The following is a 26,183-nucleotide window of genomic DNA, read 5'->3' as shown; positions in this document are numbered from 1 at the left end:
CGGTGTGGTTCAGCCGGCCTCATAGCACCGCTGGCCCGCGTTGCGACAGCGCCGCAGCGATAAACTTTGGGCCCCTCAGGGTCGCATCGGCCGGGGCCTCAGCATGCGCCGCGCGGTGTTGCCTTCCTGCACCGGCCGGGTCCATAGCTTCCCGCGAACGGTTCTCAACAAGAACGACCTCGGGAAGGACGACCCCGCCATGGCCCAGACGCCGCGCCCCCGCATCGACGCCAGCCGCCTGCGTTCGCGCCTCTGGTTCGACAACCCGGACAACCCGGGCATGACCGCGCTCTATCTCGAGCGCTACCTCAATTTCGGCCTGACCGTGCAGGAGCTGCGCGGCGGCAAGCCGCTGATCGGCATCGCCCAGACCGGCTCGGACCTGTCCCCGTGCAACCGCCACCACCTCGAACTCGCCAAGCGGGTGCGCGAGGGCATCACGGCGGCGGGCGGCGTGGCCTTCGAGTTCCCGTGCCACCCGATCCAGGAGACCGGCAAGCGGCCGACCGCCTCCCTCGACCGCAACCTCGCCTACCTGTCCCTCGTCGAGGTGCTGTACGGCTATCCCCTCGACGGGGTCGTGCTGCTCACCGGCTGCGACAAGACCATGCCGGCCTGCCTGATGGCGGCCGCGACCGTGAACATCCCGACGATCTCGCTCAATGTCGGCCCGATGCTGAACGGCTGGAGCCGCGGCGAGCGCACCGGCTCGGGCACCGTGGTGTGGAAGGCCCGCGAGCGCCACGCCGCCGGCGACATCGACTACCAGCAATTCCTCGACATCGTGGCCTCCTCGGCGCCCTCGACCGGGCATTGCAACACGATGGGCACCGCCTCGACCATGAACGCGCTGGCGGAAGCGCTCGGCATGGCGCTGCCGGGTTCGGCGGCGATCCCGGCGCCCTACCGCGAGCGCGGCCAGGCGGCCTATGCCACCGGCCAGCGCATCGTCGAGATGGTGTGGGAGGACCTGAAGCCCTCCGACATCCTGACCCGCGAGGCCTTCGAGAACGCCATCGTCGCCAACACCGCCATCGGCGGCTCGACCAATGCGCCGATCCACATCAACGCCATCGCCAAGCTGATCGGCGTGCCGCTCACCTGCGACGACTGGGAGCGCGTCGGCTACGACATCCCGCTGCTGGTCAACATGCAGCCCGCCGGCCAGTATCTCGGCGAGGAGTACTATCGCGCCGGCGGCCTGCCGGCGGTGATGTCGGAGCTGCTCGAGGCCGGCAAGCTCCACGCCGACGCGCTGACCTGCAACGGCAGGACCGTGGCGGAGAATTGCGCCGGTGCCCATACCTGGGACCGGGACGTCATCAAGCCCTACGGCGAGCCGATGCGCGAGCGCGCCGGCTTCCTCAACCTCAAGGGTTCGCTGTTCGATTCGGCGATCATGAAGACCAGCGTGATCAGCCGCGAGTTCTACGACCGCTACCTCGCCAACCCGAACGATCCTTATGCCTTCGAGGGCCGTGTCGTGGTGTTCGACGGGCCGGAGGATTACCACCACCGCATCGACGATCCGGCGCTGGAGATCGACGAGCACACGATCCTGATCATGCGCGGCGCCGGGCCGATCGGTTATCCGGGCGCGGCCGAGGTGGTGAACATGCAGCCCCCGGGCGAGCTGATCCGCCGCGGCGTGCTCTCGCTGCCCTGCATCGGCGACGGGCGCCAGTCCGGCACCTCGGGCACGCCCTCGATCCTCAACGCCTCGCCGGAGGCGGCGGCCGGCGGCGGCCTCGCCCTGCTCCAGAACGGCGACCGCATCCGCATCGACCTCAACAAGCGCACCGCCGACATCCTGCTCCCCGAGGAGGAGATCCAGCGGCGCCGCGAGGACCTGACCGCCCGGGGCGGCTACCCCTACCCGGCGAGCCAGACCCCCTGGCAGGCGATCCAGCGCGCGATGGTCGCCCAGCTCTCCGAGGGCATGATCCTCAAGGGCTCCGAGGGCTTCCAGCGCATCGCCCAGACGCATGGGGTGCCGCGGGACAACCACTGACAGGGCCTCGCCCCTGGGTCGCGTCGGAGGATGCACATTACCTCTCCCCGCGGGTGGGGAGAGGTCTGTTGGACGATGCATCGGTGCAGGGTAAGGCGAAGGATCCCCTCTCCCGTGTGGGAGAGGGGATCCTTCGCCTCCTCCGAGCGGCGTGGACGGCTGTCCGGCCGGCAGGACTGATTTCGTCCGCCCGGCCGATTTACAGCCGCGCTCGCGGCGTGTGAGGAAGGATCCGGACACAAGGGAGCAGAGCCCCGATGACCGACATCGCCGCACGCCGTGCCGCCTTCCGGCAGCTCCACGAGGGCGGCTGCTTCGTGATGCCGAATCCCTGGGACATCGGCACCGCGCGCTACCTCGCGGCGATGGGCTTTCCGGCGCTCGCCACCACCAGCTCGGGCTTCGCCTTCACCCGCGCGCTGCCGGACACCGACTGGGCGGTGCCGCTCGACGCGATGCTCGCCCACATCGCCGAGATCGTGGCCGCCACCGACCTGCCGGTGAACGCCGATTTCGAATCCGGCTACGCCCACGATCCCGAGGGCGTCGCCCGCAACGTCGCGGCCTGCGTGGCGACGGGCGTCGCCGGACTGTCGATCGAGGACGCCAGCGGCGATGCGAGCCGGCCGCTCTACGACATCGCGGAGGGCGCCGCGCGCATCCGCGCCGCCCGGGCGGCGATCGACGCGGCGGGCGGCGGCGTGGTGCTGACCGGCCGGGCCGAATGCTACCTCGCCGGCCATCCCGAGCCCCTGCCCGAGGCGATCCGCCGGCTCCAGGCCTATGCCGAGGCGGGGGCCGACGTGGTCTACGCGCCGGGCCCGAAACGACGCGAGGAGATCCGCACCCTGGTGGACGCCCTGGCGCCGGTGCCGGTCAACATCCTGATGAGCACCAATCCGGGCCTCAAGGTCGCCGACCTGGAGGCGCTCGGCGTGCGGCGCATCAGCGTCGGCTCGTCGCTGGCCCGGGCGGCCTGGACCGGCTTCATCCGGGCGGCGCGGCGCATCCACGACGAGGGCAGCTTCGGCGGCTTCGACGGCTCGGTGAGTTTCTCCGAGATCAACACCTTCTTCCGCAAGGACCTGAAGGAGCGGAATCCCGCATGAGCCCCGATCGCGATCCCGTCACCGGCCTGCCGATCGGCCGTCCCGTCGCGGTGACCGGCCCGGCACCGGGGCCGGAGCGCGTGCGCCTCGACGGGCGCCACGTCTCGATCGTGCCCCTCGAGGCCGAGGCCCACGGGGCGGACCTCGCCGACGGCGCGATCGGTCCCGGCAGGGAGGCCCTGTGGCAGTACATGGCCGCCGGCCCGTTCGACGATCGCGCGAGCTTCCAGGCCTATCTGGCGGCCTGCGCGGCCTCCGCCGATCCGCTGTTCTACGCCATCCTCGATGCCGGGAGCCGCAAGGCGGTCGGCCACGCCTCCCTGATGCGGATCGACCGGGCGAACCGGGTGATCGAGGTCGGCAACATCCTCTACACCCCCGCTCTCCAGCGCACGCCCGGTGCCACCGAGGCGATGCGGCTGCTCGCCGGTTACGTCTTCGATCTCGGCTATCGTCGCTACGAGTGGAAGTGCAACGCCCTCAACGCGCCCTCGCGCAAAGCGGCGCAGCGCCTCGGCTTCTCCTACGAGGGGCTGTTTCGCCAGGCGATGATCGTGAAGGGCCGCAACCGCGACACGGCCTGGTTCTCGATGCTCGACGGCGAGTGGCCGCAGATCCGGCAGGGCTTCGATCGCTGGCTCGACCCGGCCAATTCCTCGGAGCGCGGCCAGATCGCGCGCCTCGGCGCGCTGACGACCGCGGCGATCCCCGGCACCACCCTGCGGCGGGCGACCACCGCCGACGAGGCCGCCCTCGCGACCTTGCAGGAAGCCGCCTACGCGCCGAACCGCCCGCTGCTCGGCGTCGAGCCGGTCCCGCTCCTCACCCCCGCCGCCGAGGTGCTGGCGCGCTACGAGGTATGGCTGGCCGACCATGACGGCGCGCCCGCCGGTGCCCTGGTGCTCGACCCGACTCCCGATCACCTGATGATCTGGAGCGTGTCGGTCGATCCGGCCCGGCAGGGCGGCGGCCTCGGCAACGCCCTCCTGGCGGCGGCCGAGCGCCGGGCGAGGGACCTCGACCTGTCAGATCTCCGGCTCTACACCGGGGACAAGCTCGTGCGGAACATCGACTGGTACGCGCGGCGGGGCTACGCCACCGAGCGGGTCGAGGATCTGCCGGACCGGCGCCTGGTCCATATGCGAAAGATCCTGGCCTGACGGCGAGCGCATCCATGCGCCTCGCCTGAGGCGGTACGAAGTCACGGACAAGCCCCGCCGGTGAGCGGGGCGCGGCGAAACGGGAGGACATGATGGCGGGACGGCTGACGGGCAAGCGTGCGGTCGTGACGGCGGCGGGCCAAGGGATCGGACGCGCCATCGCGGCGGCGTTCCTGGCCGAGGGCGCCGAGGTGCTGGCGACCGATCTCGACGCGGGCAAGCTCGAAGGGCTCGAAGGCGCGCAAGCCGCCTCCCTCGACGTGCGCTCGGACGCGGCGGTGGCGGCCTTCGCCCAGGGCGCCGGGCCGGTCGACGTGCTGGTGAATGCCGCGGGCTTCGTGCATCACGGCACCATCCTCGATTGCACCGACGCCGAGTGGGAGCTGGCCTTCGACCTCAACGTGCGCTCGATGCACCGCACCATCCGGGCCTTCCTGCCCGGCATGCTGGAGCGCGGCAACGGCTCGATCGTCAACATCGCCTCGGCGGTGGGGGCGGATGCCACGGCGCCCAACCGCTACGTCTACGGCGCCTCGAAGGCCGCGGTCGTCGGCCTCACCAAGGCGGTGGCGCGGGACTTCATCCGCAGCGGCGTACGGGCGAATGCGATCTGCCCCGGCACGATCCAGTCGCCCTCCCTCGACGAGCGCATCGCGGCGCTCGCCTCGATGAACAAGACCTCGGTCGAGGCCGCCCGCCAGGCCTTCATCGATCGCCAGCCGATGGGCCGGCTCGGCACGCCGGAGGAGATGGCGTCTCTCGCCGTCTACCTCGCCTCGGACGAGTCCCGCTTCACCACCGGCCAGACCCACGTCGCCGATGGCGGCTTCACGCTCTGAGGGAGACGGTTCGATGCATATCCTCATCCTCGGTGCCGCCGGCATGGTCGGGCGCAAGCTCCTCGACCGGCTGGTCAAGGACGGCAGCCTGGGCGGCGAGACCATCTCGCGCCTGACCCTGCACGACGTGGTGCCGCCCGAGGCGCCGGCCGGCACCAAGATCCCGGTCTCGCTCTCGGCCTCCGACTTCTCCGATCCCGGCGAGGCCGAGCGCCTGGTCGCCGGCCGCCCGGACGTGATCTTCCACCTCGCCGCCATCGTGTCGGGCGAGGCCGAGGCCGATTTCGACAAGGGCTACCGCATCAACCTCGACGGCACGCGGCGCCTCTACGACGCGGTGCGGGCGATCGGCGAGGGCTACAAGCCCCGCTTCGTCTTCACCTCGTCGGTGGCGGTGTTCGGCGCGCCGATGCCGGAGCCCATCCCCGACGAGTACCTCACGGCGCCGCTCACCAGCTACGGCACCCAGAAGGCGATCGGCGAGCTGCTGCTCTCCGACTATAGCCGTCGCGGCATCTTCGACGGCGTCGGCATCCGCCTGCCGACCATCTGCGTGCGGCCGGGCAAGCCCAACAAGGCGGCCTCCGGCTTCTTCTCCGGCATCATCCGCGAGCCGCTGGCCGGCCAGGAGGCCATTCTCCCGGTCTCCGACCAGGTCCGCCACTGGCACGCCTCGCCGCGCTCGGCGGTCGGCTTCCTGATCCACGCCGCGACGATCGACACCAAGCGCCTCGGCGACCGCCGCAACCTGACCATGCCGGGCGTCGGCGCCACGGTCGCGGAGCAGATCGAGGCACTGCGCCGCGCGGCGGGAGATTCCGCCGTCGCCCGCATCCGCCGCGAGCCCGATCCCACCATCGAGCGCATCGTCGCCGGCTGGCCCCGCACCTTCGACACGCGGCGGGCGCTGGAGCTGGGCTTCCGGGCCGAGCCCGACTTCGACGCGATCGTGCGGGCGCATATCGAGGACGAGCTGGGCGGGAAGGTGCCGGCGTAAGGGCCGGGAAGTCGAGTCAAGCGCGGGCCATCTCCTCTCCCCGTCCGCGGGGAGAGGAGGATTCCCGCGCTAAACCTCCCGACATGTGCGGCACAAACAGAAGCGGGCGGCACTCGCGTGCCGCCCGTTCTCAATTCACCGTGGCGAAAGCTCAGCCGCGCTGAGCCACCGTCACGTAATCCCGCTTCGGCGAGCCGGTATAGAGCTGGCGCGGACGGCCGATCTTCTGCGACGGGTCCTCGATCATCTCGGCCCACTGGCTGATCCAGCCGACAGTGCGGGCGAGCGCGAACAGCACCGTGAACATCGAGGTCGGGAAGCCCATCGCCTTCAGCGTGATGCCCGAGTAGAAATCGATGTTCGGGTACAGCTTCTTCTCGATGAAGTACTCGTCCTTGAGGGCGATCTGCTCCAGCTCCATCGCGACGTCGAGCAGCGGATCGTCCTTGATGCCGAGCTCGCTCAGCACCTCGTGGGTGGTCTTCTGCATGATGCGGGCGCGCGGGTCGTAGTTCTTGTAGACCCGGTGACCGAAGCCCATCAGGCGGAAGGGGTCGTTCTTGTCCTTGGCCTTGGCGACGTACTCGCCGACGCGCTCCGGCGTGCCGATCTCGGCCAGCATCTTCAGCGCCGCCTCGTTGGCGCCGCCATGGGCGGGGCCCCACAGGCAGGCGATGCCGGCGGCGATGCAGGCGAAGGGGTTGGCGCCCGAGGAGCCGGCGAGCCGTACCGTCGAGGTCGAGGCGTTCTGCTCGTGGTCGGCGTGCAGGATGAAGATCCGGTCGAGCGCCCGCGACAGCACGGGGTTCGGCTGGTACTCCTCGCACGGCACCGCGAAACACATCCGCAGGAAGTTCGAGGTGTAGTCGAGGTCGTTCTTCGGATAGATGAACGGCTGGCCGATCGTGTACTTGTACGCCATGGCCGCAAGCGTCGGCATCTTGGCGATCATGCGCATGGAGGCGACCATGCGCTGCTTCTCGTCCGTGATGTCGGTCGAGTCGTGGTAGAAGGCCGAGAGGGCGCCGACCGAGGCGACCATGACGGCCATCGGGTGGGCGTCGCGGCGGAAGCCCTGGAAGAACCGGTTCATCTGGTCATGCACCATGGTGTGGCGCGTGACGCGGTAATCGAAGTCGGCCTTCTGGGCCGCGGTCGGCAGCTCGCCGTACAGCAGCAGGTAGCAGGTCTCGAGGAAGTCGCCGTGCTCGGCCAGCTGCTCGATCGGGTAGCCCCGGTACAGGAGCACGCCCTCGTCGCCGTCGATATAGGTGATCTTGGACTCGCAGGACGCCGTCGAGGTGAAGCCCGGGTCGTAGGTGAACTGGCCGGTCTGCGCGTAGAGCTTGCTGATATCGATGACGCTCGGGCCGATCGTACCGGCCTTGGTGGGCATCTCGACCGCGCGGCCGTTCACCGTGAGGGTGCTGGTGGGGAGGCTCATGGGGTTGCGGACCCTTTCCATCAACGTGACTGAGCGTCGGCGCCGGTCCGACCGCGGCCCCCGGTGCAGGGCGGCGACTTTGCTGCGGGTGCTCACTCGCCGACCGGGTTAGCGGATCGACGCACCGGCATCAACCACGGCTCCCCGCCCGGATGACAGAATTCAGATTCTGTTCATGGCCGATCAGATCCCTCCGCGCGGCCGGATTCGCGCGGGGGGCAGTTCGGAGGCGGGGCCTCAGGCCGCAACCTGCTCGCGCAGGCGCCCCAGGCTCTCGTCGCGGCCGAGCACCGCCATCACGTCGAAGAGCGGCGGCGACGTCGTCCGGCCGGTGAGCGCGGCCCGCAGGGGCTGGGCGACCTGCCCGAGCTTGACCCCGGCGGTCTCGGCGAAGTGACGCACCGCGCCCTCGGTCGAGGCGGCACTCCACTCGTCGAGTGCCTCGAGATGGGGGAGGGCGCCGGCCAGCCGCTCGCGCCCGCCATTGCCGAGGAGGCCGACGGCCTTATCGTCGAGGGCGAGGGGGCGCGGGGCGTAGAGATAATAGGCGCTGTCGACGAGCTCGATCAGGGTCTTGGCCCGCTCCTTCAGCCCCGGCATGGCGGCGATGAATTTCTGGCGGGTCTCCGGGGCGAGGGGGGCGGAGAGGCCCCAGCGCGCCCCTTGCGTCGGCAGGATCGCCTCGATCGCCTCCACCAGCGCCTCGTCGGTGGAGGAGCGGATGTAGTGCCCGTTCAGGTTCTCGAGCTTGGCGAAGTCGAACCGGGCCGGCGAGCGCCCGACCTGGGCGAGGTCGAAGGCCGCGATCATCTCCTGCGTGGAGAAGATCTCCTGGTCGCCGTGGCTCCAGCCGAGGCGCACGAGGTAGTTGCGCAAGGCCTCCGGCAGGTAGCCGAGGTCGCGATAGGCATCGACGCCGAGGGCGCCGTGGCGCTTCGAGAGCTTCGCCCCGTCCGGCCCGTGGATCAGCGGGATGTGCGACATGTTCGGCACGTCCCAGCCGAGCGCCTGGTAGATCTGGGTCTGCCGCGCCGCGTTGGTCAGGTGGTCGTCGCCGCGGATGACGTGGGTCACGCCCATGTCGTGGTCGTCCACCACCACCGCCAGCATGTAGGTCGGCGTGCCGTCCGAGCGCAGCAGGACGAGGTCGTCGAGATCCTTGTTCTGCCACACCACCCGGCCCTGCACCGCGTCCTCGACCACGGTCTCGCCATCGGTGGGGGCCCGCAGGCGGATCACCGGCTTGACGCCGGCGGGCGCCTCCGCCGGGTCGCGGTCGCGCCAGCGGCCGTCGTAGCGGATCGGCCGGCCCTCGCGCCGGGCGGCCTCGCGCATCTCGGTCAGCTCCTCGGGGGTGGCGTAGCAGTGATAGGCCCGGCCGGCGGCGAGCAGCCCCTCCGCCACCTCCCGGTGCCGGGCGGCGCGGGCGAACTGGTAGACCACGTCGCCGTCCCATTCGAGGCCGAGCCAGTTCAGCCCGTCGAGGATCGCGTCGATGGCGGCTTGCGTCGACCGCTCGCGGTCGGTGTCCTCGATGCGCAGGAGCATCCGCCCGCCGTGGCGGCGGGCATAGAGCCAGTTGAACAAAGCCGTGCGGCCCCCGCCGATGTGGAGGAAGCCCGTGGGCGACGGGGCAAAGCGGGTGACGACGGAGGACATGCGCGACGAGAACCGGGTGAGAGCGAAAAACGGTGTGGCCGGAGCCGTTAGGGCAGGGTCGTGCGAGTCGACCCGCCGGCGCCGGGTCCTGTAGCATGCGCAAGACGAGCCGTTAAGAAACCGTCTTCCGGACCGGTCGCTCGCGCCCGGAGCCGGGGCGGCGGCGGTTGCGCGCAGGCGCGACGCAGGGCGGATGATGGCGGGGCCGGGCGCAGGAACGGGGATCGTGGCGCGCGCCGCCGGCGCGCTGCCGGCGCCCGTGCTGCTGCTGCCCGCCCTCGGCGGGTGGTTCTCCGCCGGGCTCGCCGCGGAGGCGGCGCAGCGCCGGCTGTTTCCCTGGCTGGCGGTGGCCTTCGGGTCCGGCGCGCTCCTGTTCCTCACCGTCGCTGACGGCCCGGTCGTCCTCGCCGCCCCCTTCGGCTCCGGCCTCGCGCTGGCCGGGTCGGCCTTCGCCCTCCGGGCCCGGGCGGTGGCGCCGGCCCTGCTGCTCGCGGCAGCCTTCGTGTTCCTCGGCTTCGGCGCCGCCGCCCTCCGCACGGCCGGCGTCGCCGCGCCGGTGCTCGCCCGCACGGTGATCGCGCCGCTCCACGGCTTCGTCGAGGCGCTGGAGGAGCGCGAGGAGGGCGCGCGGCTGGTGGTGCGGGTCACGCGGCTGGGCGAGATGCCGGAGGCCGAGCGCCCGTCCCGGGTGCGGGTCTCCTATCGCCGCGCCGACGGCCTCAAGCCCGGCGACTACATCGAGGCCAAGGCGCGGCTGCTGCCCCCGCCGGAGCCGGCCCGGCCGGGCGGCTACGATTTCGCCCGAGACGCCTATTTCCGCGGCATCGGCGCCGTCGGCTCGCTCCTCGGCCAGGCCACGGTCAAGCCGCCGCCCGAGCCGGCGCCCCTCGCCTTGCGCCTCGCCGCCGGCCTGGACGAGGCCCGCAACGCGCTCACCCGCCGCATCGCCGCGTCGAATGGCGGTCAGGCCGGCGCGGTGGCGGCGGCCCTCGTCACCGGCAAGCGCGGCCTCATCGACCAGGACACCAACGACGCCCTGCGGGCGGCCGGAATTTATCACGTCGTCTCCATATCCGGATTGCACATGGTGCTGGCCGCCGGGGTGGTGTTCTGGCTCGCCCGGGCGCTCCTCGCCCTGGTGCCCGGACTGGCGCTGGCTTGGCCGATCAAGAAGATCGCCGCCGCCCTCGCGATGGTCGGGGTCACCGGCTACTGCGCCTTCTCGGGCTGGGACCTCGCCGCCGAGCGCTCGCTGGTGATGACCCTGGTGATGCTCGGGGCGATCCTGGTCGACCGGCCGGCCTTGAGCCTGCGCAACCTGGCGCTCGCGGCGCTGATCTCGCTCGCCCGCGAGCCGGAAGGTCTTTTGGGCCCGAGCTTCCAGATGTCGTTCGGGGCGGTGGCCGGCCTCGTCGCCTGCGCCCGGCTGATCGAGGGGCGCCTGTGGAACCCGGAGGGTGGCGGGCCGGTCACCCGCGCGCTCGCCTGGCTCCTCGCCTCGGTGATCGGCACGCTCGCCACCACCCTCGTGGCGCAGATCGCCACCGCGCCCTTCGCCACCTACCATTTCCAGACGGTGCAGCCCTTCGGGCTCGTCGGCAACGCGCTCACCCTGCCGCTCGTCTCGCTCGTGGTCATGCCGGCGGCGGTGCTCGGCATCCTGGCCACTCCCTTCGCCCTCGACCGGCCGGTCTGGTGGACGATGGGGCTGGCCGTGCGCGGCATGCTCGACATCTCGTCCTGGATCGAGGGCTTCGACCGCGCGACCATGGTCCTGCCGGCCTTCGGCTCCGGCGCCCTCGGCCTGATGACGGTCGCCCTGCTGCTCCTGGTGCTGCCGGTGTCGGGCTTGCGCTGGCTCGGCCTCGCCCCGGGCCTCGTCGGCCTCGCCCTCGCGGCGAGCCCGGAACGCCCCGACCTCTACGTCGACCGCGAGGGCGGCGGGGCGGCCCTGCGCGGGTCCGACGGGCGCCTCGTGGTGCTGGGCAAGCCCCCCGCCTTCGTGCTGGAGCAATGGCTGAAGGCCGACGGCGACGGCCGCTCCCGCGACGATTCCGGGCTGGGCGCGGGCGCCCGCTGCGACAAGCTCGGCTGCGTCGGCCACGGTCCGCAGGGCGTCAGCGTGGCCCTGGTGCGCGACAAGCGCGCCTTCTCCGAGGATTGCGCCCGGGCGACCGTGGTGGTCTCCCGCCTGGAGGCGCCGCCCGGTTGCGCCGCGCGACACGTCCTCGACCGGAAATTCCTGGCGGCGCACGGCTCGACGACCCTGCGGTTCACCGCCGAGGGCCCGGTGATCGAGACGGCCAAGCGGCCGGGCGAGGGACGGCCGTGGCGGCCGGCGCCGGTCGCGACGGCGCCCGTGACGCCGAAGCCGGCCGCGCCTGCACCGAACGTGGCGCCCGGGCCGGCGGCGCCGGCCGTGCCGCCGGAAGGGGAGGAGGCGGAGGGGCAGGCCGAGCCTTGAAGAGCATGATTGGGTCGAGCGACGCCGATTGCGAGTTCGTTCACGGGAGCGGCAACGTCGATCGCGACTTGAAGCGTCCGCATCCGGACCTCGAACAGGCCCGTGCCCTCCTGGCCGCGCGGATCGTCAGGACGCTCGACGCACAGGGCCTCACCACCCGTGACGCCGAGGCGGCGACCGGGGCGGGCGCGACCTGACCGGACGGCGCCGCCCGGCCAGGTCGATCGTCGCTACGGCATCAACCGCAGCGCGTCGGCGAAGAAGTCCGGCCCGCCGAAATTGCCGGACTTGAGCGCCAGCCACATGTCCCGGTCGGTGGTGCGCAGGACCGGCACGCCGGCGGCGATCTCGGGGCCGACGCGGAAGGCCGGCAGCCCGAGGCGGTCGACCACGGCGCCGGAGGTCTCGCCGCCGGCCACCACCAGCCGGCGCACCCCGCGGGCGACCAGCCCCTCGGCGATCCGCGCCATCGCGTCCTCGATGGCGTGGCCGGCGGCGTCGCGGCCGTAGCGGGCCTGGACCGCGGCCACGTCCTCCGGCCCGGCGCTGCTGGCGATCAGAACCGGGCCGTCGCCGATCCGCTCCGCCGCCCAGGCGAGGGCCGCGCCGGCCTCGTCCTCGCCGGCGAGCAGCCGCGCGGGGTCGAGGCGGCGCACCGGCATCGCCGCCTCGGCCCGGGCGATCTGCCCGAGCGTCGCCTGCGAGCAGCTCCCGGCGAGGCAGGCCGCCGGGCCGCCGATCGGGCCTCCGAGATCGGTGTCCGCGGCGGCGGGGGCGACCCGGCCGGACGCCACCAGGGCGCGGGCGAGGCCGAGGCCGAGGCCCGAGGCGCCGGTCGAGACCTTTCGGGTGAGGGCCGCCGCGCCCAGGACCGCGAGGTCGCGGTCGAGCACCGCATCGGCGATGGCGGCGCCCTTGCCCTCGCGGACCAGCGCGTCGAGACGCGCGCTCACCGCTTCCGCCCCTTGCGCCACCGTGGCGAGGTCTATCAGTCCGACCTCCGCTCGGCTCTGGCGCGCCAGCACCCGCACGAGGTTCGAATCCCGCATCGGGTTGAGGGGATGGTCCTTCAGCGGGCTCTCGGCGAGCGGCATCGCGCCGACGAAGAGGTGGCCGAGATAGACGGTGCGCGCCGTCTCCGGGAAGGCCGGGGTGACCAGCGCGATCGCCTCGCCCGCATCCTCCCGCAGCGCATCGGTGACCGGGCCGATATTGCCGGCATCCGTCGAATCGAAGGTCGAGCAGACCTTGAACAGCAGGTGGCCGGCGCCGCGGGCGTCGAGCCAGGAGGCGGCCTCGCGCGAGCGCGCCACCGCCTCCCCGGCCGGGATCGAGCGGCTCTTGAGCGAGACCACCACGGCGTCGACCTCGGGGAGCGCGAGATCGCCCGCCGGCACCCCGATGGTCTGGACGGTGCGCAGGCCCGCCTTGGTCAGGGTGTTGGCGAGGTCGGAGGCGCCGGTGTAGTCGTCGGCGATGCAGCCCAGCGCCAGGGTCATGTCCGTGCTCCCTTGTAGGGGGCGAACCAGCCGAGCCCGTCGCGCGTGCCGGCCCGCGGGTTGTACTCGCAGCCGATGAAGCCGTCATAGCCGAGCCGGTCGAGCTCGGCGAACAGGAAGGCGTCGTTCATCTCGCCGCTGCCGGGCTCGTGCCGCTCCGGCACGCTCGCCGTCTGGACGTGGCCGATGATCGGCATCAGGGCGCGCAGCCGCATGGTCACGTCGCCGTGCAGGATCTGGCAGTGATAGAGGTCGAACTGGAGCTTCAGGTTCGGCAGGGCCAGATCGCGGATCAGGTCAGCGGCGTAACCGAAATCGTTGAGGAAGTAGCCCGGCATGTTGCGGGCGTTGATCGGCTCGAGGACGAGGTCGAGGCCCTCTTTCTCCAAGCGCTCCGCCGTCCAGGCGACGGCGCGGCGGTAGGAATCCTGCGCCTTGGCATCGTTCCGGTCGGCCATGCCGGCCATCAGGTGCAGGCGCTTCACGCCGGTGGCGCGGGCGTAAGCCAGCGCCGTCTCGACGCCGGCCTTCAGCTCCTCGAACCGCTCAGGGAGCGCCGCGAGGCCGCGCTCGCCCGACGCCCAGTCGCCCGGGGGCAGGTTGAACAAGGCCTGGGTCAGGCCGTGCGCCCTCAAGCGCTCAGCCACCGCCTCGGGCGGGTGGTCGTAGGGGAACAGGAACTCCACCGCCTCGAACCCGGCCGCAGCGGCCTCGGCGAAGCGATCGAGGAACGGGACCTCGGTGAACATCAGGGTCAGGTTCGCGGCGAAGCGCGGCATGAAGATCCTCCCATCGGCGCGGGGCGCCGGTGCCCTGGCCTGTCGGCGGCATGTCGGCCAGGCGCCCACGTTGCGTATCCTCCGCGTCGTTCCGGGGCCGCGAAGCGGAGCCCGGAACGACCAGGAGGGTATCGGTTCGGTGGATTGAACGAAGTTTCAGCCCGCCCCGCCCGGCAACGCCGTCCCCGTCACCTGCGCGTAGATCCGCGCCACCGAGGCGTCGTCGTCCCGGCCCATGCCGGCACCCGATGCCATCAGGAACATCTGGAGCGCGGCGGCCGCCACCGGCACCGGGAATTTCTGGGTCCGCGCCATGTCCTGCACGATGCCGAGATCCTTGACGAAGATGTCGACGGCGCTGCGCGGCGCGTAATCGCCGTCCAGCACGTGCGGCATCCGGTTCTCGAACATCCAGGAATTGCCGGCCGAGGCGGTGATGACCTCGTAGACGCGCCGCAGGTCGAGGCCCTGGCGGGCGGCGAAGGCCATCGCCTCGCTCGCCGCCGCGATATGCACGCCGGCGAGCAACTGGTTGATCATCTTGAAGGCCGCGCCCTGGCCGGCGGCGTCGCCGAGCTCGTAGAGCTTGGCCGCCATGGCATCGAGGGCGGGCTTGGCCCGCGCGAAGGCTTCGCGGCTGCCCGAGGCCAGGATCGTCAGCTCGCCTTGCGCGGCCCGCTGGGCGCCGCCGCTGATCGGCGCATCGAGGTAGTGGCGGCCCGTGGCCTCGAGCTTCGCGGCGAGGCGGCGGGCGATCTCCGGGTCCATGGTGGCGCAGGAGACGAACACCGCGCCTTCCGGCATCGCCGCGGCGACGCCGTCGGGCCCGAACAGGACCGCCTCGGTCTGGGCCGCGTTGACGACCACGCAGACCACGATGCCCGCGTCCGCCGCGGCCTCCGCCGGGTGACGGGCGCCGCGTCCGCCCTCGGCGGCGAAGCGCGCCACGTTGTCGGGGGCGACGTCGCTGCCGGCGACGTCGAGGCCGGCCCGGCGCAGGGCCTGCGCCATGCCGTAGCCCATCGAACCGAGGCCGATCACCGCGACGCGGGCGGGTGTGTCGCTCATGCGCTTCCTCCCTGCGGGCCGCGAACGACCCGAACCTTGCGCGATCTGGCGCCGCGCCATCGTCCCAAGCCTTAGCATCGATTTGGCAGCGCTGCCAATCCGGATCATGGATCCGTTGAGCCGGCCGGGGAACCATGACATCGTGGCGCTCCCGAGCGTCCGTGACAAGGTGCCGGGAAGAGGGGGAGGGCCGATGGACGAGGGGATCAACGAGGTCTTCGCGGCCGACGAGGAGGGCGTGCGGGACGGCGCCGGGCGGCGCCCGATCACCCTGGCGGACGTCGCCCGCGAGGCGCGGGTCGGCGAGAGCACGGTGTCGCGGGTCCTGCGCAGCCACGGCTCGTTCTCGGAGAAGACCCGGGCCCGGGTCGAGGCGGCGGTGGCGCGCCTCGGCTACGTGCCGAACCGCATCGCCGGAACGCTGGCCTCCACCGGCTCGCGGCTGATCGGCATCGTCATCCCCTCGCTCACCAACATCGTCTTCCCGGACCTGTTGCGCGGGGCGACCGCGGCCCTGGAGCAGGAGGGCTTCCAGTCGGTCATCGCCGTCACCGATTACGACCAGGACCGCGAGGAGGCGGTGGTCGGCTCGCTGTTGAGCTGGCGTCCGGCCGGGCTGATCGTCACCGGGCTCGAGCACAATCCGGGCACGCGGCGCCGGCTCCTCGCCAGCGGCGTGCGGGTGGCCGAGCTTCTCGACACCGACGGGCCGGGGCTCGACATCGTGGTCGGCTATTCCAACCGCGCCGCCGGCGAGGCGAGCGCCCGCCACCTCGCCGGCCGCGGCTACCGCCGCATCGGCTATATCGGCCACGACCTGACCAAGGACAGGCGCGCCGCCAAGCGCTATGCGGGTTTTCGCGATGCCTTGGGCGAGGCCGGGCTGGCGCTCGTCGGCGAGGAACGGGTCGCGAGCCCCTCCTCGGTCGAGGCCGGACGGCACGGGCTGGAATCTCTCCTCGCCCGCGTGCCGGACCTCGACGCGGCCTATTTCTCGAACGACGACATGGCGCTCGGCGGCTACTTCCATTGCCTCGCCCACGGCCTCGCGGTGCCGGAGCGGCTGGCCCTGTTCGGCTATAACGGCCTCGATGTCGGCCGGCTGATGCCGCAGCCGCTCGCCACCATCCGCACCCCGCGGGTCGAGGCCGGCGCCACGGCGGCCCGGCTCCTCTGCGCCGGAGGGCCGGCGGCGGTGGTGGATCTCGGCTTCGAGTTGATCGAGGGAGCGACGGCGTGACGGATGTATCGGGATCAAGCGAATCCGCCTTGCGCGAGGCGATCTGCCGCTTCGGGCGCTCGCTGTTCGAGCGCGGCCTGACCCCCGGCTCGTCCGGCAACATCTCGCTGCGTCTCGACGACGGCGGCTGGCTGGTGACGCCGACCAACGCGTCCCTCGGCTTCCTCGACCCGGCCCGGATCTCCCGCCTCGACCGCGACGGGCGGCTCCTGTCGGGCGACAAGCCGACCAAGGAGATCCCGCTCCACGGCGCCCTCTACGACAGCCGGGCCTCGGCCCGGGCGATCGTGCATCTCCACTCCACCCACGCCGTCGCGGTCTCGATGCTGCCGGAGATCGACCCCCGCGCGGTGCTGCCGCCGCTCACCCCCTACAGCCTGATGCGGGCCGGCGCGGTGGCCCTGGTGCCGTATTTCCGCCCCGGCGACCCGGCGGTGGCGGACGCGATCCGGGGGCTCGCCGGGCACTATTCCTCGGTGCTGCTCGCCAATCACGGCCCGGTGGTGGCCGGCGACACTCTGGAAGCGGCGGTCTTCGCCACCGAGGAGCTGGAGGAGACCGCCAAGCTCTACCTGCTGCTGCGCAACCTCAACCCGCGCCACCTGACCCCGGCGCAGGTGCAGGATCTGGTGAGCCATTTCGGGTTGACGCTGCCGGAGCACGGGCATTGATGCAGTGGATGCATCGAAGAAGTTGATCGCTTCGATGTCCCGTCTCATGTCGAGATCGTGCTTGCGCGTGATCTCACGATGAAGAATTGTGGCGAACTATCCGTCCACACCACGACCTCGGGATGAGGTCGCGGGTTGGATAGTCCATCGTCGTCGCTGGGCCGCCTGGTCGAGGACCGCCCGCTTGCCGGATCGTGCGAGTCTCTCGTGCTCGGCCTGGTCTTCTACGGTTACGGGTTCGGGCTGTTCGGCCGGCTCGACCTCGCGAGGGGCTTGGGCCTCGTCCTGGCGATCTGCGGCGCGCAGGTCGTCGCGCGCTGGTGACGGCTGCGGCACCGTTTCCGTCGGCTCGAAGGGCTGTGGCGGTGCGCTCACCTGCGGGCGCAAGCCGGGGCCGGGCGCCTGATGCGATGCCGGTCGTCAGAAAGGGAGAAGGTTAAACGGAGCGATGCGCCGCGTGCCCGAAGCACACCATGGACACAAAACGAAATCCGAAAAGATCTCCGGCCGGTGGCGCTCCCAAGGGGACTCGAACCCCTGTTTTCGCCGTGAGAGGGCGACGTCCTAGACCGCTAGACGATGGGAGCTGGCCCGGCGGGATGGCGGCTGTATAGCCAGGGGCCTGGACGGGCACAAGCCCGAAATCGTATCCCGGCTGCGTTTTCGGATGATGCCGCGGGAGAGACGGATTGAGCGAGGCCGAGCTGCGGGAGGGAGTGATCCCGCCGGGGGAGGGGAGCGAGCGCCTGGACCGGGCCCTGGCGCGGCTGTGGCCGGACCTGTCGCGCAGCCGCCTTCAGGCGCTGATCCGCGAGGGGCAGGTGACCCTGGAGGATGCCGCCATCGGCGATCCCTCCGCCAAGGTCGCGCCCGGCCGGCGCGTCGCCGTGACGGTGCCGCCGCCGCGCCCGGCCGAGCCGGAGCCGGAGGCCCGCGACCTCGCGGTGGTCTACGAGGACGACGACCTGATCGTGATCGACAAGCCGGCCGGGCTCGTCGTCCATCCGGGCGCGGGCAACGACAGCGGCACGCTCGTCAACGCGCTGCTCGCCCATTGCGGCGCGAGCCTGTCGGGCATCGGCGGCGTCGCGCGGCCCGGCATCGTCCACCGCCTCGACAAGGACACGACCGGCCTGATGGTGGTGGCCAAGACCGACCTCGCCCACCAGGACCTCTCGGCGCAATTCGCCGATCACGGCCGCACCGGGCCCCTGGAGCGGGCCTATCTGGCTCTGGTCTGGGGCTTCCCCGAACCCGCCACCGGCACGATCGACGCGGCGCTGGCCCGCTCGGAGCGCAACCGGGAGAAGATCGCGGTGGTGCGGGAGGGCCGCGGCCGCCACGCGATCACCCATTACCGCATCGAAGCCATGCTCGGGACGCAGGAGCCGGTGGGGCTGGTGCGCTGCCGGCTGGAGACCGGGCGCACCCATCAGATTCGCGTCCACCTCGCCCACAAGGGACACCCGTTGCTCGGGGACGCGGTCTACGGCGCGGCGTTCCGCACCAAGGCCAACCGCCTCGAACCCGACGCGCGCCAAGCCCTTGCCGATCTCGGCCGCCAGGCCCTGCACGCGGCCCTGCTCGGCTTCCGCCATCCCCGCACCGGCGAATCGATGCGCTTCGAGAGCCCGCCGCCGCCCGACATGGCCCGGCTGATCGCGGCGCTGACGCCCTGAACGGACACGGTTCGGGATGAGAACGCCCGTGTCGCACGTCTCATTGACGAGGGAGCGGGCTTGCGCTCACTCTAGGGCAGTGCGGCACCGCACGCGGCGAACCGCCACGGCAGCACAAAACGGCGCCTCACGCGTTGGTGGCGACACCCGTCGCTACCGGGCCGGGCCGCTCTCTGCTAGTGTGGCAGATCGAACGACCGGCCAACGGGAGGTCGTTCGCGCTCGCCCATGTCTTCGCGGGGAGCTTTCAGGAGGTTGGAATGGCTGCTGCACTTCCCGTGCTCGCCAACGAAGGGGGCCTGTCGCGCTACCTCGACGAGATCCGCCGGTTTCCGATGCTGGAGCCGACGGAGGAATACATGCTCGCCAAGAGCTGGCGCGAACATGGCGATCGTGACGCCGCCCACAAGCTCGTGACCTCCCACCTGCGGCTCGTGGCCAAGATCGCCATGGGCTATCGCGGCTACGGCCTGCCGATCGGCGAGGTGGTCTCCGAGGGCAATGTCGGCCTGATGCAGGCCGTCAAGCGCTTCGATCCCGACAAGGGCTTCCGCCTCGCCACCTATGCGATGTGGTGGATCAAGGCGGCGATTCAAGAATACATCCTGCGCTCGTGGTCGCTCGTGAAGATGGGCACCACCGCGAACCAGAAGAAGCTGTTCTTCAACCTGCGCAAGGCCAAGGGCCGCATCTCCGCCCTCGACGAGGGCGACCTGCGCCCCGACCAGGTCAAGCAGATCGCCACCCGCCTCGGCGTGCCCGAGCAGGACGTGATCGACATGAACCGCCGCCTCGGCGGCGACGCGTCGCTCAACGCGCCGTTGCGCGAGGAGGGCGAGGGCGAGTGGCAGGACTGGCTCGTCGACGACAGCCCGACCCAGGAGACCGTGCTCGCCCGCGAGGAGGAGGGGCAGAACCGCCTCGCCGCCCTCAAGGACGCGCTCGGCGTGCTCAACCCGCGGGAGCGCCGGATCTTCGAGGCCCGCCGCCTCGCCGACGACCCGATCACCCTGGAGGACCTCTCCAGCGAGTTCGGCGTCTCCCGCGAGCGGGTGCGGCAGATCGAGGTGCGGGCCTTCGAGAAGGTCCAGGACGCGGTCAAGCGCAACCTCGCCACCCGCGAGGCGCCGCGGGCGGGGGTGCCGGCCTGACGGCCGGCCCCCGATCCGGAGGATCGGCACCGGTCCGGAAGGACCGGTCTCACCCCATCAGTACGAAGACCGACAGGCCGATCAGCACCAGCGGCATCGCCACGAGCGCGAGCACGGTCTGCACCGCCGTGATCCCGGCCATCAGCGGCGCATCGCCGCCGAGCTGGCGCGCCAGGATGTAGGCCGAGGAGGCGGTGGGCAGCACCTGGAACAGCAGGGCCGTGGTCAGGGCCGGCCCGTGCAGCCCGAGGCTCAGGGCAACGGCCAGGGTGGCCGCCGGCATCGCCAGGAACTTCATCAGTGAGGCCGACATGACCGGCCCCACCCAGGCCCGCGCCCCCGTGAAGTCGAGCGCGGCCCCGACGCAGAGCAGGCCGATCGGCAGCGAGGCGGCGCCGAGCGTGCGCATCGCCGGCTCCAGCCCCACGGGAATGCCCCAGCCGAGGAGCTGGAACGCCATCCCACCGAGTGACGACACGATCAGCGGGTTGGTGACGAGTTGCCTGGCGACGCCCCGCGGCGACAGCCGCGCCGCGCCGTGGCGGGCGAAGACCAGCACGCACAGGATGTTGACCGTCGGCACGATCGCCGCGTTGCAGATCGCCGCCAGCGCGATGCCTTGCGTGCCGAACAGGCCGGCCGCGAGCGTGACCCCGACATAGTTGTTGAACCGCACGCTGCCCTGGAACACCGAGGTGAAGGCCGGGCCGTCGACCCGGATCAGCGGCCGTAAGCCGACGACGAGGCCGGCCACGATCACGGTCGAGAGGATCAGCGTCAGGGCGAGCGCCCCCACCGGCACCCCCTCGACCCGCGCGGTGGCGAGGCTGTGGAAGAACAGGCTCGGCAGCAGCACGAAGTATCCGAGCCGCTCGGCCTGCGGCCAGAAGCTCTCGGCGAGGAAGCGGCGGCGGCGCAGGGTGAGGCCGAGGGCGGTGAGGAGGACGACCGGCAGGAGCGCCAGCAGGACGGCGCCGGTCATGGGGAGGCGATCAACACGAGGCTGCCTTCGAGGCGAGAGGGCCGATCGGTGAGACCCGGATCGGGGTCTTCGGATGACGGCTCAGCTTATCGCGCCGGACGGCGCCATCCCAGCCGACCTGGGCGCGGACGGCCACGCGTGCATCGCCCCCCGTCCGCCACGGCCGGCGTTTCCGGATATGGCGAAAGGCGGCGAAGGTCCGTTGCCCGGTCCGCGAACGAACGTCCGCAAGATAAGATTTTAGTCCTATAGTCGATCTTCGTGCCGCACGCAGGACCCCAAGCCGCAGGAACAGTCCGAACCGGGCGATCCACGGGATGGTCGAGAACCGCTTGCCGTCATGGGACATGGCGTGCCGAAGCGCTGCACTGTGAGTGCCCGGATGCGCACTGGACGCGCGATCGAAGCCCTGCTGCGTGACGATGCAAGGCCCGCGAGCATCACCCTTCCCCTGCGGATTCAGCGAATATTTACCACGCTAATTCAAATCATGAGTGATCGGGGGGTGTCACATGCTGCGCTTGTCCAACATCAAGATCTTGCCCAAGATCTCGGCCATCATCGCCTTGATCGGCGTGATCGTCGGGGGATGCGTCTGGTACGCCCAGGGGCGGATGACCGTGATCGACGATGCATACAGCCTCTTCATCAATCGTGAGGCTCGCGCCGTCGCGACCGCCCGGCGCGCGAACCGCCTGGTCTTCGAACTCAATTACTGGGTCTACCGGATCATCGCCGAGACCGAGCGCGATCAGATGCAGGCCGCCAATGCGGGCTTCGAGACGGCCCTGCCGCACGTTGCCAAGATGCTCTCCGACCTGCGCGCCGAGGCCCCTTCCTTCGCGAGCCGGATCGACGAGCAGGCCGGCCGCCTCGACCGCTTCGTCCGGAACGTCTCCGAGGTGCGCCGCCTCGGTGCCGCCAACCGCAACGCCGAAGCCATCGATCTCGTGCATCGGGACATCGACCCGACCTTCCAGGCCATGGTCGCCGAGGGCGCCCGGCTCGCCGACGACATCCGCGGCTACATGGAGGCGAACTCGGACGCCCTGACCGACCAGACCAATGCCACCCGCCACGGCCTGATCGCCTTCAGCGCCGCGGGCATGCTGGCCGGCCTTTTCGCGGCGGTCGTGATCGCGGTCCTGGGCATCACGCGCCCACTCGGCAGCCTGGTCGCGGTCCTGCGGCGCATGGCGCACGGCGAGACCGTGGCGGAGATCGAGGAGGCCCGGCGCGGCGACGAGATCGGCACGGTCGGCCGCGCCGTCGAGGGTATCCGGACCATGGTGGCGCAGAAGGCCGCCGAGGAGGAGGAGGTCCGGCGCATCGCCGCCGAGGCCGCCGCGAGCGAGCGCAAGCGCACGATGATGGAGCTGGCCGACGGGTTCGAGCGTGCGGTGGGCGGCATCGTCGGCATCGTGTCATCCTCGGCCACCGAGCTTCAGGCGACGGCCCAGCAGCTGACCGCGACGGCGGCCGAGACCGCGGCGCAATCGACGGCGGTCGCGGCGGCGGCCGAGGAAGCCGCCGCCAATGTCGGCACGGTGGCGGCGGCGACCGAGGAGCTGGGATCCGCCGTGCAGGAAATCGGCCGGCAGGTCGCCGGCTCGGCGGGCCTCGCCCAGGCTGCCACGGCCGAGGCCGGCCAGACCTCGCAGCTGGTGCAGGAGCTCGCCCAGGCCGCCGAGCAGATCGGCGCCATGGTCGGGATGATCTCGACCATCGCCGGCCAAACCAATCTGCTGGCGCTGAACGCCACGATCGAGGCGGCCCGGGCCGGTGCGGCGGGGCGCGGCTTTGCCGTGGTGGCGGCAGAGGTGAAGGAACTGGCATCCCAGACGGCGAAGGCCACCGAGGAGATCGGCCAGCGCATCGGCCAGGTCCAGGCCGTGACCAGCCAGGCCGTCGGCGCCATCGGGGGCATCACCGGGCGGATTCAGGAGATCAACGGCGTCGCGGCCGCCATCGCCTCGGCGGTGGATCAGCAGGGCGCGGCGACCCAGGAGATCGTCCGCAACGTGGCGCAGGCGGCGGGCGGCACCTCCGAGGTGACCGGCAACATCGCGGGCGTGGCGCGCGCCTCCGAGGATACGGGCGCGGCCGCGCACCAGGTGCTGGCCTCGGCCTCCGAATTGTCGCGACAATCCGAGCATCTCTCGGCCGAGGTCGCCCGCTTTCTGGCGACCGTCCGGGCAGCGTGAGACGAGGTCCGGACGATGGTGTCCGGGGCTCGTCCCGCCGGCCCGCATGGTGGAGCCCCGGTTCGCTGGCGGTGGGCGCCCGGCCGCGAGCCTTGTCCCGGATTGCATCGTGATACATGGTTAATCATTATTTAATGAATATGGCCGATGCTGATCGATCGCCGCCAGTGCTAATATTGTTCAAGTTGCGAATATATTCGCATTTGTTCCCTGTTGTATAGGATCTCTTGTATCTTCTGAATAGGCCTGCTACGGCAAGACTACGGCTACGCTTCGCTCCGAAGAGGCCGTCCGCCTTGACGAGTGCAGGATCCATGACCGCTGGCTACGTTCCCAACGATCCGTTGTTCGGCTCGCAATGGCATCTGCTCAATACCGGGCAGGACATCATGGGCCTGCCCCAGGCGAACGGTGCGTACCGCAACGATATCAACGTCACCGAGGTCTGGAAGGACTATACCGGCAAGGGCGTCGTGGTCGGCGTCCTCGACGGTGGTTTCGAACTCGACCATCCTGATCTCGCACCCAACGCGCTGGCGGACAAGTTCTACAACACGCTCGAGAGCGAGCGCGGGACCATCAAGGAGGTCCACGGCACTGCGAGCATGGGCCTCATCCTGGCGGCGCAAAACGGGCAGGGCGTCGTCGGAGTCGCCTTCGGCAGCAAGGGGATCGGCTACTCAGGCATCGATGAGGGAAGCCTACGCCCGTTCTCTCCAGATCCGTATATGGAAGCGGTGCAGTATATGCTGATGGACGGCGTTTCCGTCGTCAATAACAGCTGGGGAGACGGCAGTTCTCGTAACGACCCGATGGCGTATACCTCCGCCCAGATCTATCATTCACCGGCGCATTTGAAGCTCGCGCAGCAGGGGCGCGCCGGGCTGGGCATCGTCAACCTGTTCGCCGCCGGGAACGCGCGGGAGGAGGGCGACAACACGGTGTTTGCCCCACAGACCAATTCGCCCTACGTCATCACCGTGGCGGCGGCGAACGCGGATGGGACCGTCACCTCGTACTCGACGCCGGGTCCCAACGTGCTGGTCGCCTCGCCCGGGAGCGGCGTCAGCTCCGACGGCGTGCCGCCCACCGCCAACAACATCAACAGCATCGTCACCACTGACCTGCTCGGGACCGCCGGCTACAACACGGCCCCAGACGGCGACTACACCGACGCGGTCGGCTCCGGCTTCAACGGCACCTCGGCGGCGACACCGATCGCCACCGGCGTCGTCGCGCTGATGCTGGAGGCCAATCCCCTCCTCGGCTACCGGGACGTCCAGGAGATCCTGGCCTACAGCGCCCGCACTCCCGACGGGGTGGCGACCTGGAACACCAACGGCGCAACCGACTGGAACGGCGGCGGCCACCGGTTCAACGACGATCTCGGCTTCGGCCTCATCGACGCGAGGGCAGCGGTGCGGCTCGCCGAGAGCTGGACCAAGCAGAGCACGTACGACAATCTCAAGCAGACGACCATCCTGTGGAAGGGCCCCTCGGACAACGGCACCGCCGTCGGATCCCAGGGCAGCCTCAGCCTGACCGCGTCCTTCCTGAATCCCATGCGCGTCCAGCACACGGTCGTCACGGTCGAGATGCAGATGCTCCCCTCCGCTGACGGTACCGTTCCCGCCTCCGACATCGCGGGCGTCGGATTGACCCTCACGGGTCCGGACGGACGGACGGTGACGAAGCTGCTGGATCCGGCCTCGTATGCCACCCAGGCCCGCCTGCCGTCCAAGCTGTCCTACTCCTTCGATACGGTGCAGAACTGGGGCGTCATGGCGGATGCCGGCACCTGGAGGCTCGATGTCACCAACGGGAGCGAGACGAGCGCCTTGCTCCTGAAAGCGTCGCTCACCCTGATGGGCGACACCGCGGATGCCGGCCAGACCTTCATCTACACGGATGATTACGGCCACCTCGCCGGGAGCGACGCCGCGCGCGCCGTGATCGCCGCCGCGCCCGGCCCGCACGGTCTGAACGCTGCCGCCGTCACCGGCGACACGGTCATCGACCTTGCCCGGCACGAGGCCACCATCGCGGGCATCGCCACGCGCATCGATGAGACCACCCGGCTCGCCAGGCTCGCCACCGGCGACGGCAATGACAGCCTGACCGGCACCGTCGACGCCGAGACGATGACGGCCGGGCGCGGCAACGACACGCTCGCGGGCGGCGGCGGCGCCGACAGCCTGTCGGGCGGACGGGGCGACGACCTCGTCCTCGGGCAGGATGGCGACGACCTCGTGACCGGCGGCGACGGCAACGACTTCGGCTCGGGCGGCTGGGGCCGCGACACCGTGCGGGGCGGGGCGGGCAACGACCTGCTGTTCGGCGACGACGGCGACGACCTGGTCGACGGCAGCAGCGGCGACGACCTCGTCTATGGCGGCACCGGCGACGACACGCTGTTCGGCAGCGAGGGCGCCGACTCGGTCTCCGGCCAACAGGGCAACGACTTCATCGGTACAGGCTCGGGCAACGATACGGCCCGGGGCGGGGCGGGCAACGACGAGGTGCACGGCGAGGTGGGTGACGACCTGCTGTTCGGCGAGGCCGGCAACGACGGCGTCTATGGCGAGGACGGCAACGACACCATCTGGGGAGGCGACGGCAACGACTACGTGACGGGCGATGCCGGCAACGACCAGATCTTCGGCGGCGAGGGCGACGACACCCTGTCGGGCGGGGCCGATGCCGATGACCTGTCGGGCGGCGCGGGACGCGACACGCTGACGGGCGATACGGGCGCCGACCTTCTGTTCGGCAATGCCGGCGACGACGTTCTCACCGGCGGGGCGGGCAGCGACGTCTTCGCCTTCGGCGCCGGCGACGGGCTCGACCAGATCACCGACTTCGTGGCCGGCGGCACCGAGGCGGACGTGATCGCGTTCAACGGCGGCGCCTTCGTGGATTTCGGCGGGGTGCTCGCGGCGAGCCGGCAGGACGGCACGAACCTGACGATCGCCTACGGCGCGGGTGACCTCATCACGCTGCAGAACGTGCAGGCCGGCAGCCTCTCGGCGGCGAACTTCACCTTCGCGTGACGCGGCGACCCCGCGGCCCCGCCCATGTCCGGCGGGGCCGCGGGCAAGCACCGGATGGCCGCGCGGAGCCGCTCACGGCGCGGTCTCCGGACGAGACCACCGGCCCGGGATGCCGACGCATCGATTCGATTTCGGGCAGGCCCGAGCATCAACCTCGATCTCGGGCAGGCCCGAGCA

Annotated in this window: 20 protein-coding genes and 1 tRNA gene; 14 read left to right on the top strand and 7 right to left on the bottom strand. The window is 71.0% G+C overall.

The window, feature by feature from the left end; genetic code table 11:
* Positions 1-199 precede the first annotated feature (199 nt).
* The 5 genes from VQ03_RS21745 (at position 200) to denD (ending at position 6,116) form a co-directional block, all read left to right on the top strand.
* Complete coding sequence (locus VQ03_RS21745) at positions 200-2,011, top strand: IlvD/Edd family dehydratase (RefSeq protein WP_048452997.1); 1,812 nt, start codon at positions 200-202, stop codon at positions 2,009-2,011.
* 257 nt (positions 2,012-2,268) lie between these two features.
* Positions 2,269-3,120 carry an isocitrate lyase/PEP mutase family protein gene (locus VQ03_RS21740; protein ID WP_048452996.1) on the top strand — a complete coding sequence of 284 codons (852 nt, stop codon included), beginning with the start codon at positions 2,269-2,271 and terminating at the stop codon, positions 3,118-3,120.
* Complete coding sequence (locus VQ03_RS21735; RefSeq protein ID WP_048452995.1) at positions 3,117-4,280, top strand: GNAT family N-acetyltransferase; 1,164 nt, start codon at positions 3,117-3,119, stop codon at positions 4,278-4,280. Before VQ03_RS21740 ends, VQ03_RS21735 begins: the two co-directional genes overlap by 4 nt.
* Before the next feature lie 92 nt (positions 4,281-4,372).
* A complete protein-coding gene (locus VQ03_RS21730; RefSeq protein WP_048453033.1) occupies positions 4,373-5,119 on the top strand; it encodes an SDR family oxidoreductase in 747 nt (248 codons plus the stop codon).
* A 13-nt stretch (positions 5,120-5,132) separates the two neighbouring features.
* Positions 5,133-6,116: a D-erythronate dehydrogenase gene (gene denD, locus VQ03_RS21725; RefSeq protein WP_048452994.1), complete on the top strand. Its 984-nt coding sequence runs from the start codon at positions 5,133-5,135 to the stop codon at positions 6,114-6,116.
* A gap of 151 nt (positions 6,117-6,267) precedes the next feature.
* Here denD and gltA read toward each other — a convergent pair whose 3' ends face one another.
* Positions 6,268-7,560 (bottom strand): citrate synthase, encoded by a 1,293-nt coding sequence (gltA, locus tag VQ03_RS21720; protein WP_048452993.1) that lies wholly within the window; start codon positions 7,558-7,560, stop codon positions 6,268-6,270.
* A 237-nt stretch (positions 7,561-7,797) separates the two neighbouring features.
* On the bottom strand, positions 7,798-9,219 hold the full coding sequence (gltX, locus tag VQ03_RS21715) for a glutamate--tRNA ligase (protein WP_048452992.1): 1,422 nt from the start codon (positions 9,217-9,219) through the stop codon (positions 7,798-7,800).
* Positions 9,220-9,415: 196 nt separating this feature from the next.
* Here gltX and VQ03_RS21710 point away from each other — a divergent pair, with 196 nt between their 5' ends.
* Both VQ03_RS21710 and VQ03_RS21705 read left to right on the top strand, forming a co-directional pair.
* Entirely contained in the window at positions 9,416-11,683 is a 2,268-nt protein-coding gene (locus VQ03_RS21710; RefSeq protein ID WP_048453032.1) for a ComEC/Rec2 family competence protein, read from the top strand.
* Positions 11,680-11,880 carry a hypothetical protein gene (locus VQ03_RS21705; RefSeq protein ID WP_157064198.1) on the top strand — a complete coding sequence of 67 codons (201 nt, stop codon included), beginning with the start codon at positions 11,680-11,682 and terminating at the stop codon, positions 11,878-11,880. The genes VQ03_RS21710 and VQ03_RS21705 overlap by 4 nt, the downstream gene beginning before the upstream one ends.
* A 33-nt stretch (positions 11,881-11,913) precedes the next feature.
* Here the strand turns inward: VQ03_RS21705 and otnK are convergent, their stop codons facing one another.
* The 3 genes from otnK to ltnD form a co-directional block, all read right to left on the bottom strand.
* Entirely contained in the window at positions 11,914-13,182 is a 1,269-nt protein-coding gene (gene otnK / locus VQ03_RS21700) for a 3-oxo-tetronate kinase (RefSeq protein ID WP_048452990.1), read from the bottom strand.
* Complete coding sequence (gene otnI, locus VQ03_RS21695) at positions 13,179-13,961, bottom strand: 2-oxo-tetronate isomerase (RefSeq protein WP_048452989.1); 783 nt, start codon at positions 13,959-13,961, stop codon at positions 13,179-13,181. The genes otnK and otnI overlap by 4 nt, the downstream gene beginning before the upstream one ends.
* A gap of 156 nt (positions 13,962-14,117) precedes the next feature.
* A complete protein-coding gene (ltnD, locus tag VQ03_RS21690) occupies positions 14,118-15,089 on the bottom strand; it encodes an L-threonate dehydrogenase (RefSeq protein ID WP_157064197.1) in 972 nt (323 codons plus the stop codon).
* Between the two features lie 133 nt (positions 15,090-15,222).
* Here ltnD and VQ03_RS21685 point away from each other — a divergent pair, with 133 nt between their 5' ends.
* The 3 genes from VQ03_RS21685 to VQ03_RS33885 all read left to right on the top strand — a co-directional run bounded on the left by VQ03_RS21685 (position 15,223) and on the right by VQ03_RS33885 (position 17,264).
* Positions 15,223-16,269 carry a LacI family DNA-binding transcriptional regulator gene (locus VQ03_RS21685; protein ID WP_048452987.1) on the top strand — a complete coding sequence of 349 codons (1,047 nt, stop codon included), beginning with the start codon at positions 15,223-15,225 and terminating at the stop codon, positions 16,267-16,269.
* Positions 16,266-16,940, top strand: coding sequence for a 3-oxo-tetronate 4-phosphate decarboxylase (otnC, locus tag VQ03_RS21680; protein ID WP_048452986.1), 675 nt, complete (start codon positions 16,266-16,268; stop codon positions 16,938-16,940). Before VQ03_RS21685 ends, otnC begins: the two co-directional genes overlap by 4 nt.
* Positions 16,941-17,147: 207 nt before the next feature.
* Positions 17,148-17,264, top strand: a complete 117-nt coding sequence (locus VQ03_RS33885) for a DUF418 domain-containing protein (protein ID WP_167376117.1) — start codon at positions 17,148-17,150, stop codon at positions 17,262-17,264.
* Positions 17,265-17,451: 187 nt separating this feature from the next.
* Here the strand turns inward: VQ03_RS33885 and VQ03_RS21675 are convergent.
* Positions 17,452-17,527, bottom strand: a tRNA-Glu gene (locus tag VQ03_RS21675).
* A 102-nt stretch (positions 17,528-17,629) separates the two neighbouring features.
* Here VQ03_RS21675 and VQ03_RS21670 point away from each other — a divergent pair.
* Positions 17,630-18,619 (top strand): RluA family pseudouridine synthase, encoded by a 990-nt coding sequence (locus VQ03_RS21670; protein ID WP_048452985.1) that lies wholly within the window; start codon positions 17,630-17,632, stop codon positions 18,617-18,619.
* Between the two features lie 260 nt (positions 18,620-18,879).
* Positions 18,880-19,770 (top strand): RNA polymerase sigma factor RpoH, encoded by an 891-nt coding sequence (gene rpoH / locus VQ03_RS21665; protein WP_048447606.1) that lies wholly within the window; start codon positions 18,880-18,882, stop codon positions 19,768-19,770.
* Between the two features lie 49 nt (positions 19,771-19,819).
* On the opposite strand, the gene VQ03_RS21660 is transcribed toward rpoH, so the two are convergent.
* On the bottom strand, positions 19,820-20,752 hold the full coding sequence (locus tag VQ03_RS21660) for an AEC family transporter (RefSeq protein ID WP_048452984.1): 933 nt from the start codon (positions 20,750-20,752) through the stop codon (positions 19,820-19,822).
* Positions 20,753-21,264: 512 nt separating this feature from the next.
* On the opposite strand from VQ03_RS21660, the gene VQ03_RS21655 reads away from it, so the two are divergent.
* The gene (locus tag VQ03_RS21655) at positions 21,265-22,956 is read left to right on the top strand and encodes a methyl-accepting chemotaxis protein (protein WP_048452983.1); all 1,692 of its coding nucleotides are present in this window, start codon (positions 21,265-21,267) and stop codon (positions 22,954-22,956) included.
* Positions 22,957-23,270: 314 nt separating this feature from the next.
* Complete coding sequence (locus VQ03_RS31120; protein ID WP_053078690.1) at positions 23,271-26,006, top strand: S8 family serine peptidase; 2,736 nt, start codon at positions 23,271-23,273, stop codon at positions 26,004-26,006.
* Positions 26,007-26,183: the final 177 nt, after the last annotated feature.

The organism is Methylobacterium tarhaniae (genome assembly GCF_001043955.1).
GTDB lineage: Bacteria > Pseudomonadota > Alphaproteobacteria > Rhizobiales > Beijerinckiaceae > Methylobacterium > Methylobacterium tarhaniae.
This window is presented reverse-complemented; position numbering and strand designations above follow the sequence as displayed.

Excerpts from the sequence above, each read along its gene's own strand:
- otnI (WP_048452989.1), bottom strand. The coding sequence starts at position 13,961 with ATGCCGCGCTTCGCCGCGAACCTGACCCTGATGTTCACCGAGGTCCCG.
- denD (WP_048452994.1), top strand. The coding sequence starts at position 5,133 with ATGCATATCCTCATCCTCGGTGCCGCCGGCATGGTCGGGCGCAAGCTC.
- VQ03_RS31120 (WP_053078690.1), top strand. The coding sequence starts at position 23,271 with ATGACCGCTGGCTACGTTCCCAACGATCCGTTGTTCGGCTCGCAATGG.
- gltX (WP_048452992.1), bottom strand. The coding sequence starts at position 9,219 with ATGTCCTCCGTCGTCACCCGCTTTGCCCCGTCGCCCACGGGCTTCCTC.
- rpoH (WP_048447606.1), top strand. The coding sequence starts at position 18,880 with ATGGCTGCTGCACTTCCCGTGCTCGCCAACGAAGGGGGCCTGTCGCGC.
- VQ03_RS21740 (WP_048452996.1), top strand. The coding sequence starts at position 2,269 with ATGACCGACATCGCCGCACGCCGTGCCGCCTTCCGGCAGCTCCACGAG.
- gltA (WP_048452993.1), bottom strand. The coding sequence starts at position 7,560 with ATGAGCCTCCCCACCAGCACCCTCACGGTGAACGGCCGCGCGGTCGAG.
- VQ03_RS21730 (WP_048453033.1), top strand. The coding sequence starts at position 4,373 with ATGGCGGGACGGCTGACGGGCAAGCGTGCGGTCGTGACGGCGGCGGGC.
- ltnD (WP_157064197.1), bottom strand. The coding sequence starts at position 15,089 with ATGGCGCGGCGCCAGATCGCGCAAGGTTCGGGTCGTTCGCGGCCCGCA.
- VQ03_RS21745 (WP_048452997.1), top strand. The coding sequence starts at position 200 with ATGGCCCAGACGCCGCGCCCCCGCATCGACGCCAGCCGCCTGCGTTCG.
- VQ03_RS21710 (WP_048453032.1), top strand. The coding sequence starts at position 9,416 with ATGGCGGGGCCGGGCGCAGGAACGGGGATCGTGGCGCGCGCCGCCGGC.
- VQ03_RS21660 (WP_048452984.1), bottom strand. The coding sequence starts at position 20,752 with ATGACCGGCGCCGTCCTGCTGGCGCTCCTGCCGGTCGTCCTCCTCACC.
- VQ03_RS21655 (WP_048452983.1), top strand. The coding sequence starts at position 21,265 with ATGCTGCGCTTGTCCAACATCAAGATCTTGCCCAAGATCTCGGCCATC.
- VQ03_RS21735 (WP_048452995.1), top strand. The coding sequence starts at position 3,117 with ATGAGCCCCGATCGCGATCCCGTCACCGGCCTGCCGATCGGCCGTCCC.
- VQ03_RS21685 (WP_048452987.1), top strand. The coding sequence starts at position 15,223 with ATGGACGAGGGGATCAACGAGGTCTTCGCGGCCGACGAGGAGGGCGTG.
- otnK (WP_048452990.1), bottom strand. The coding sequence starts at position 13,182 with ATGACCCTGGCGCTGGGCTGCATCGCCGACGACTACACCGGCGCCTCC.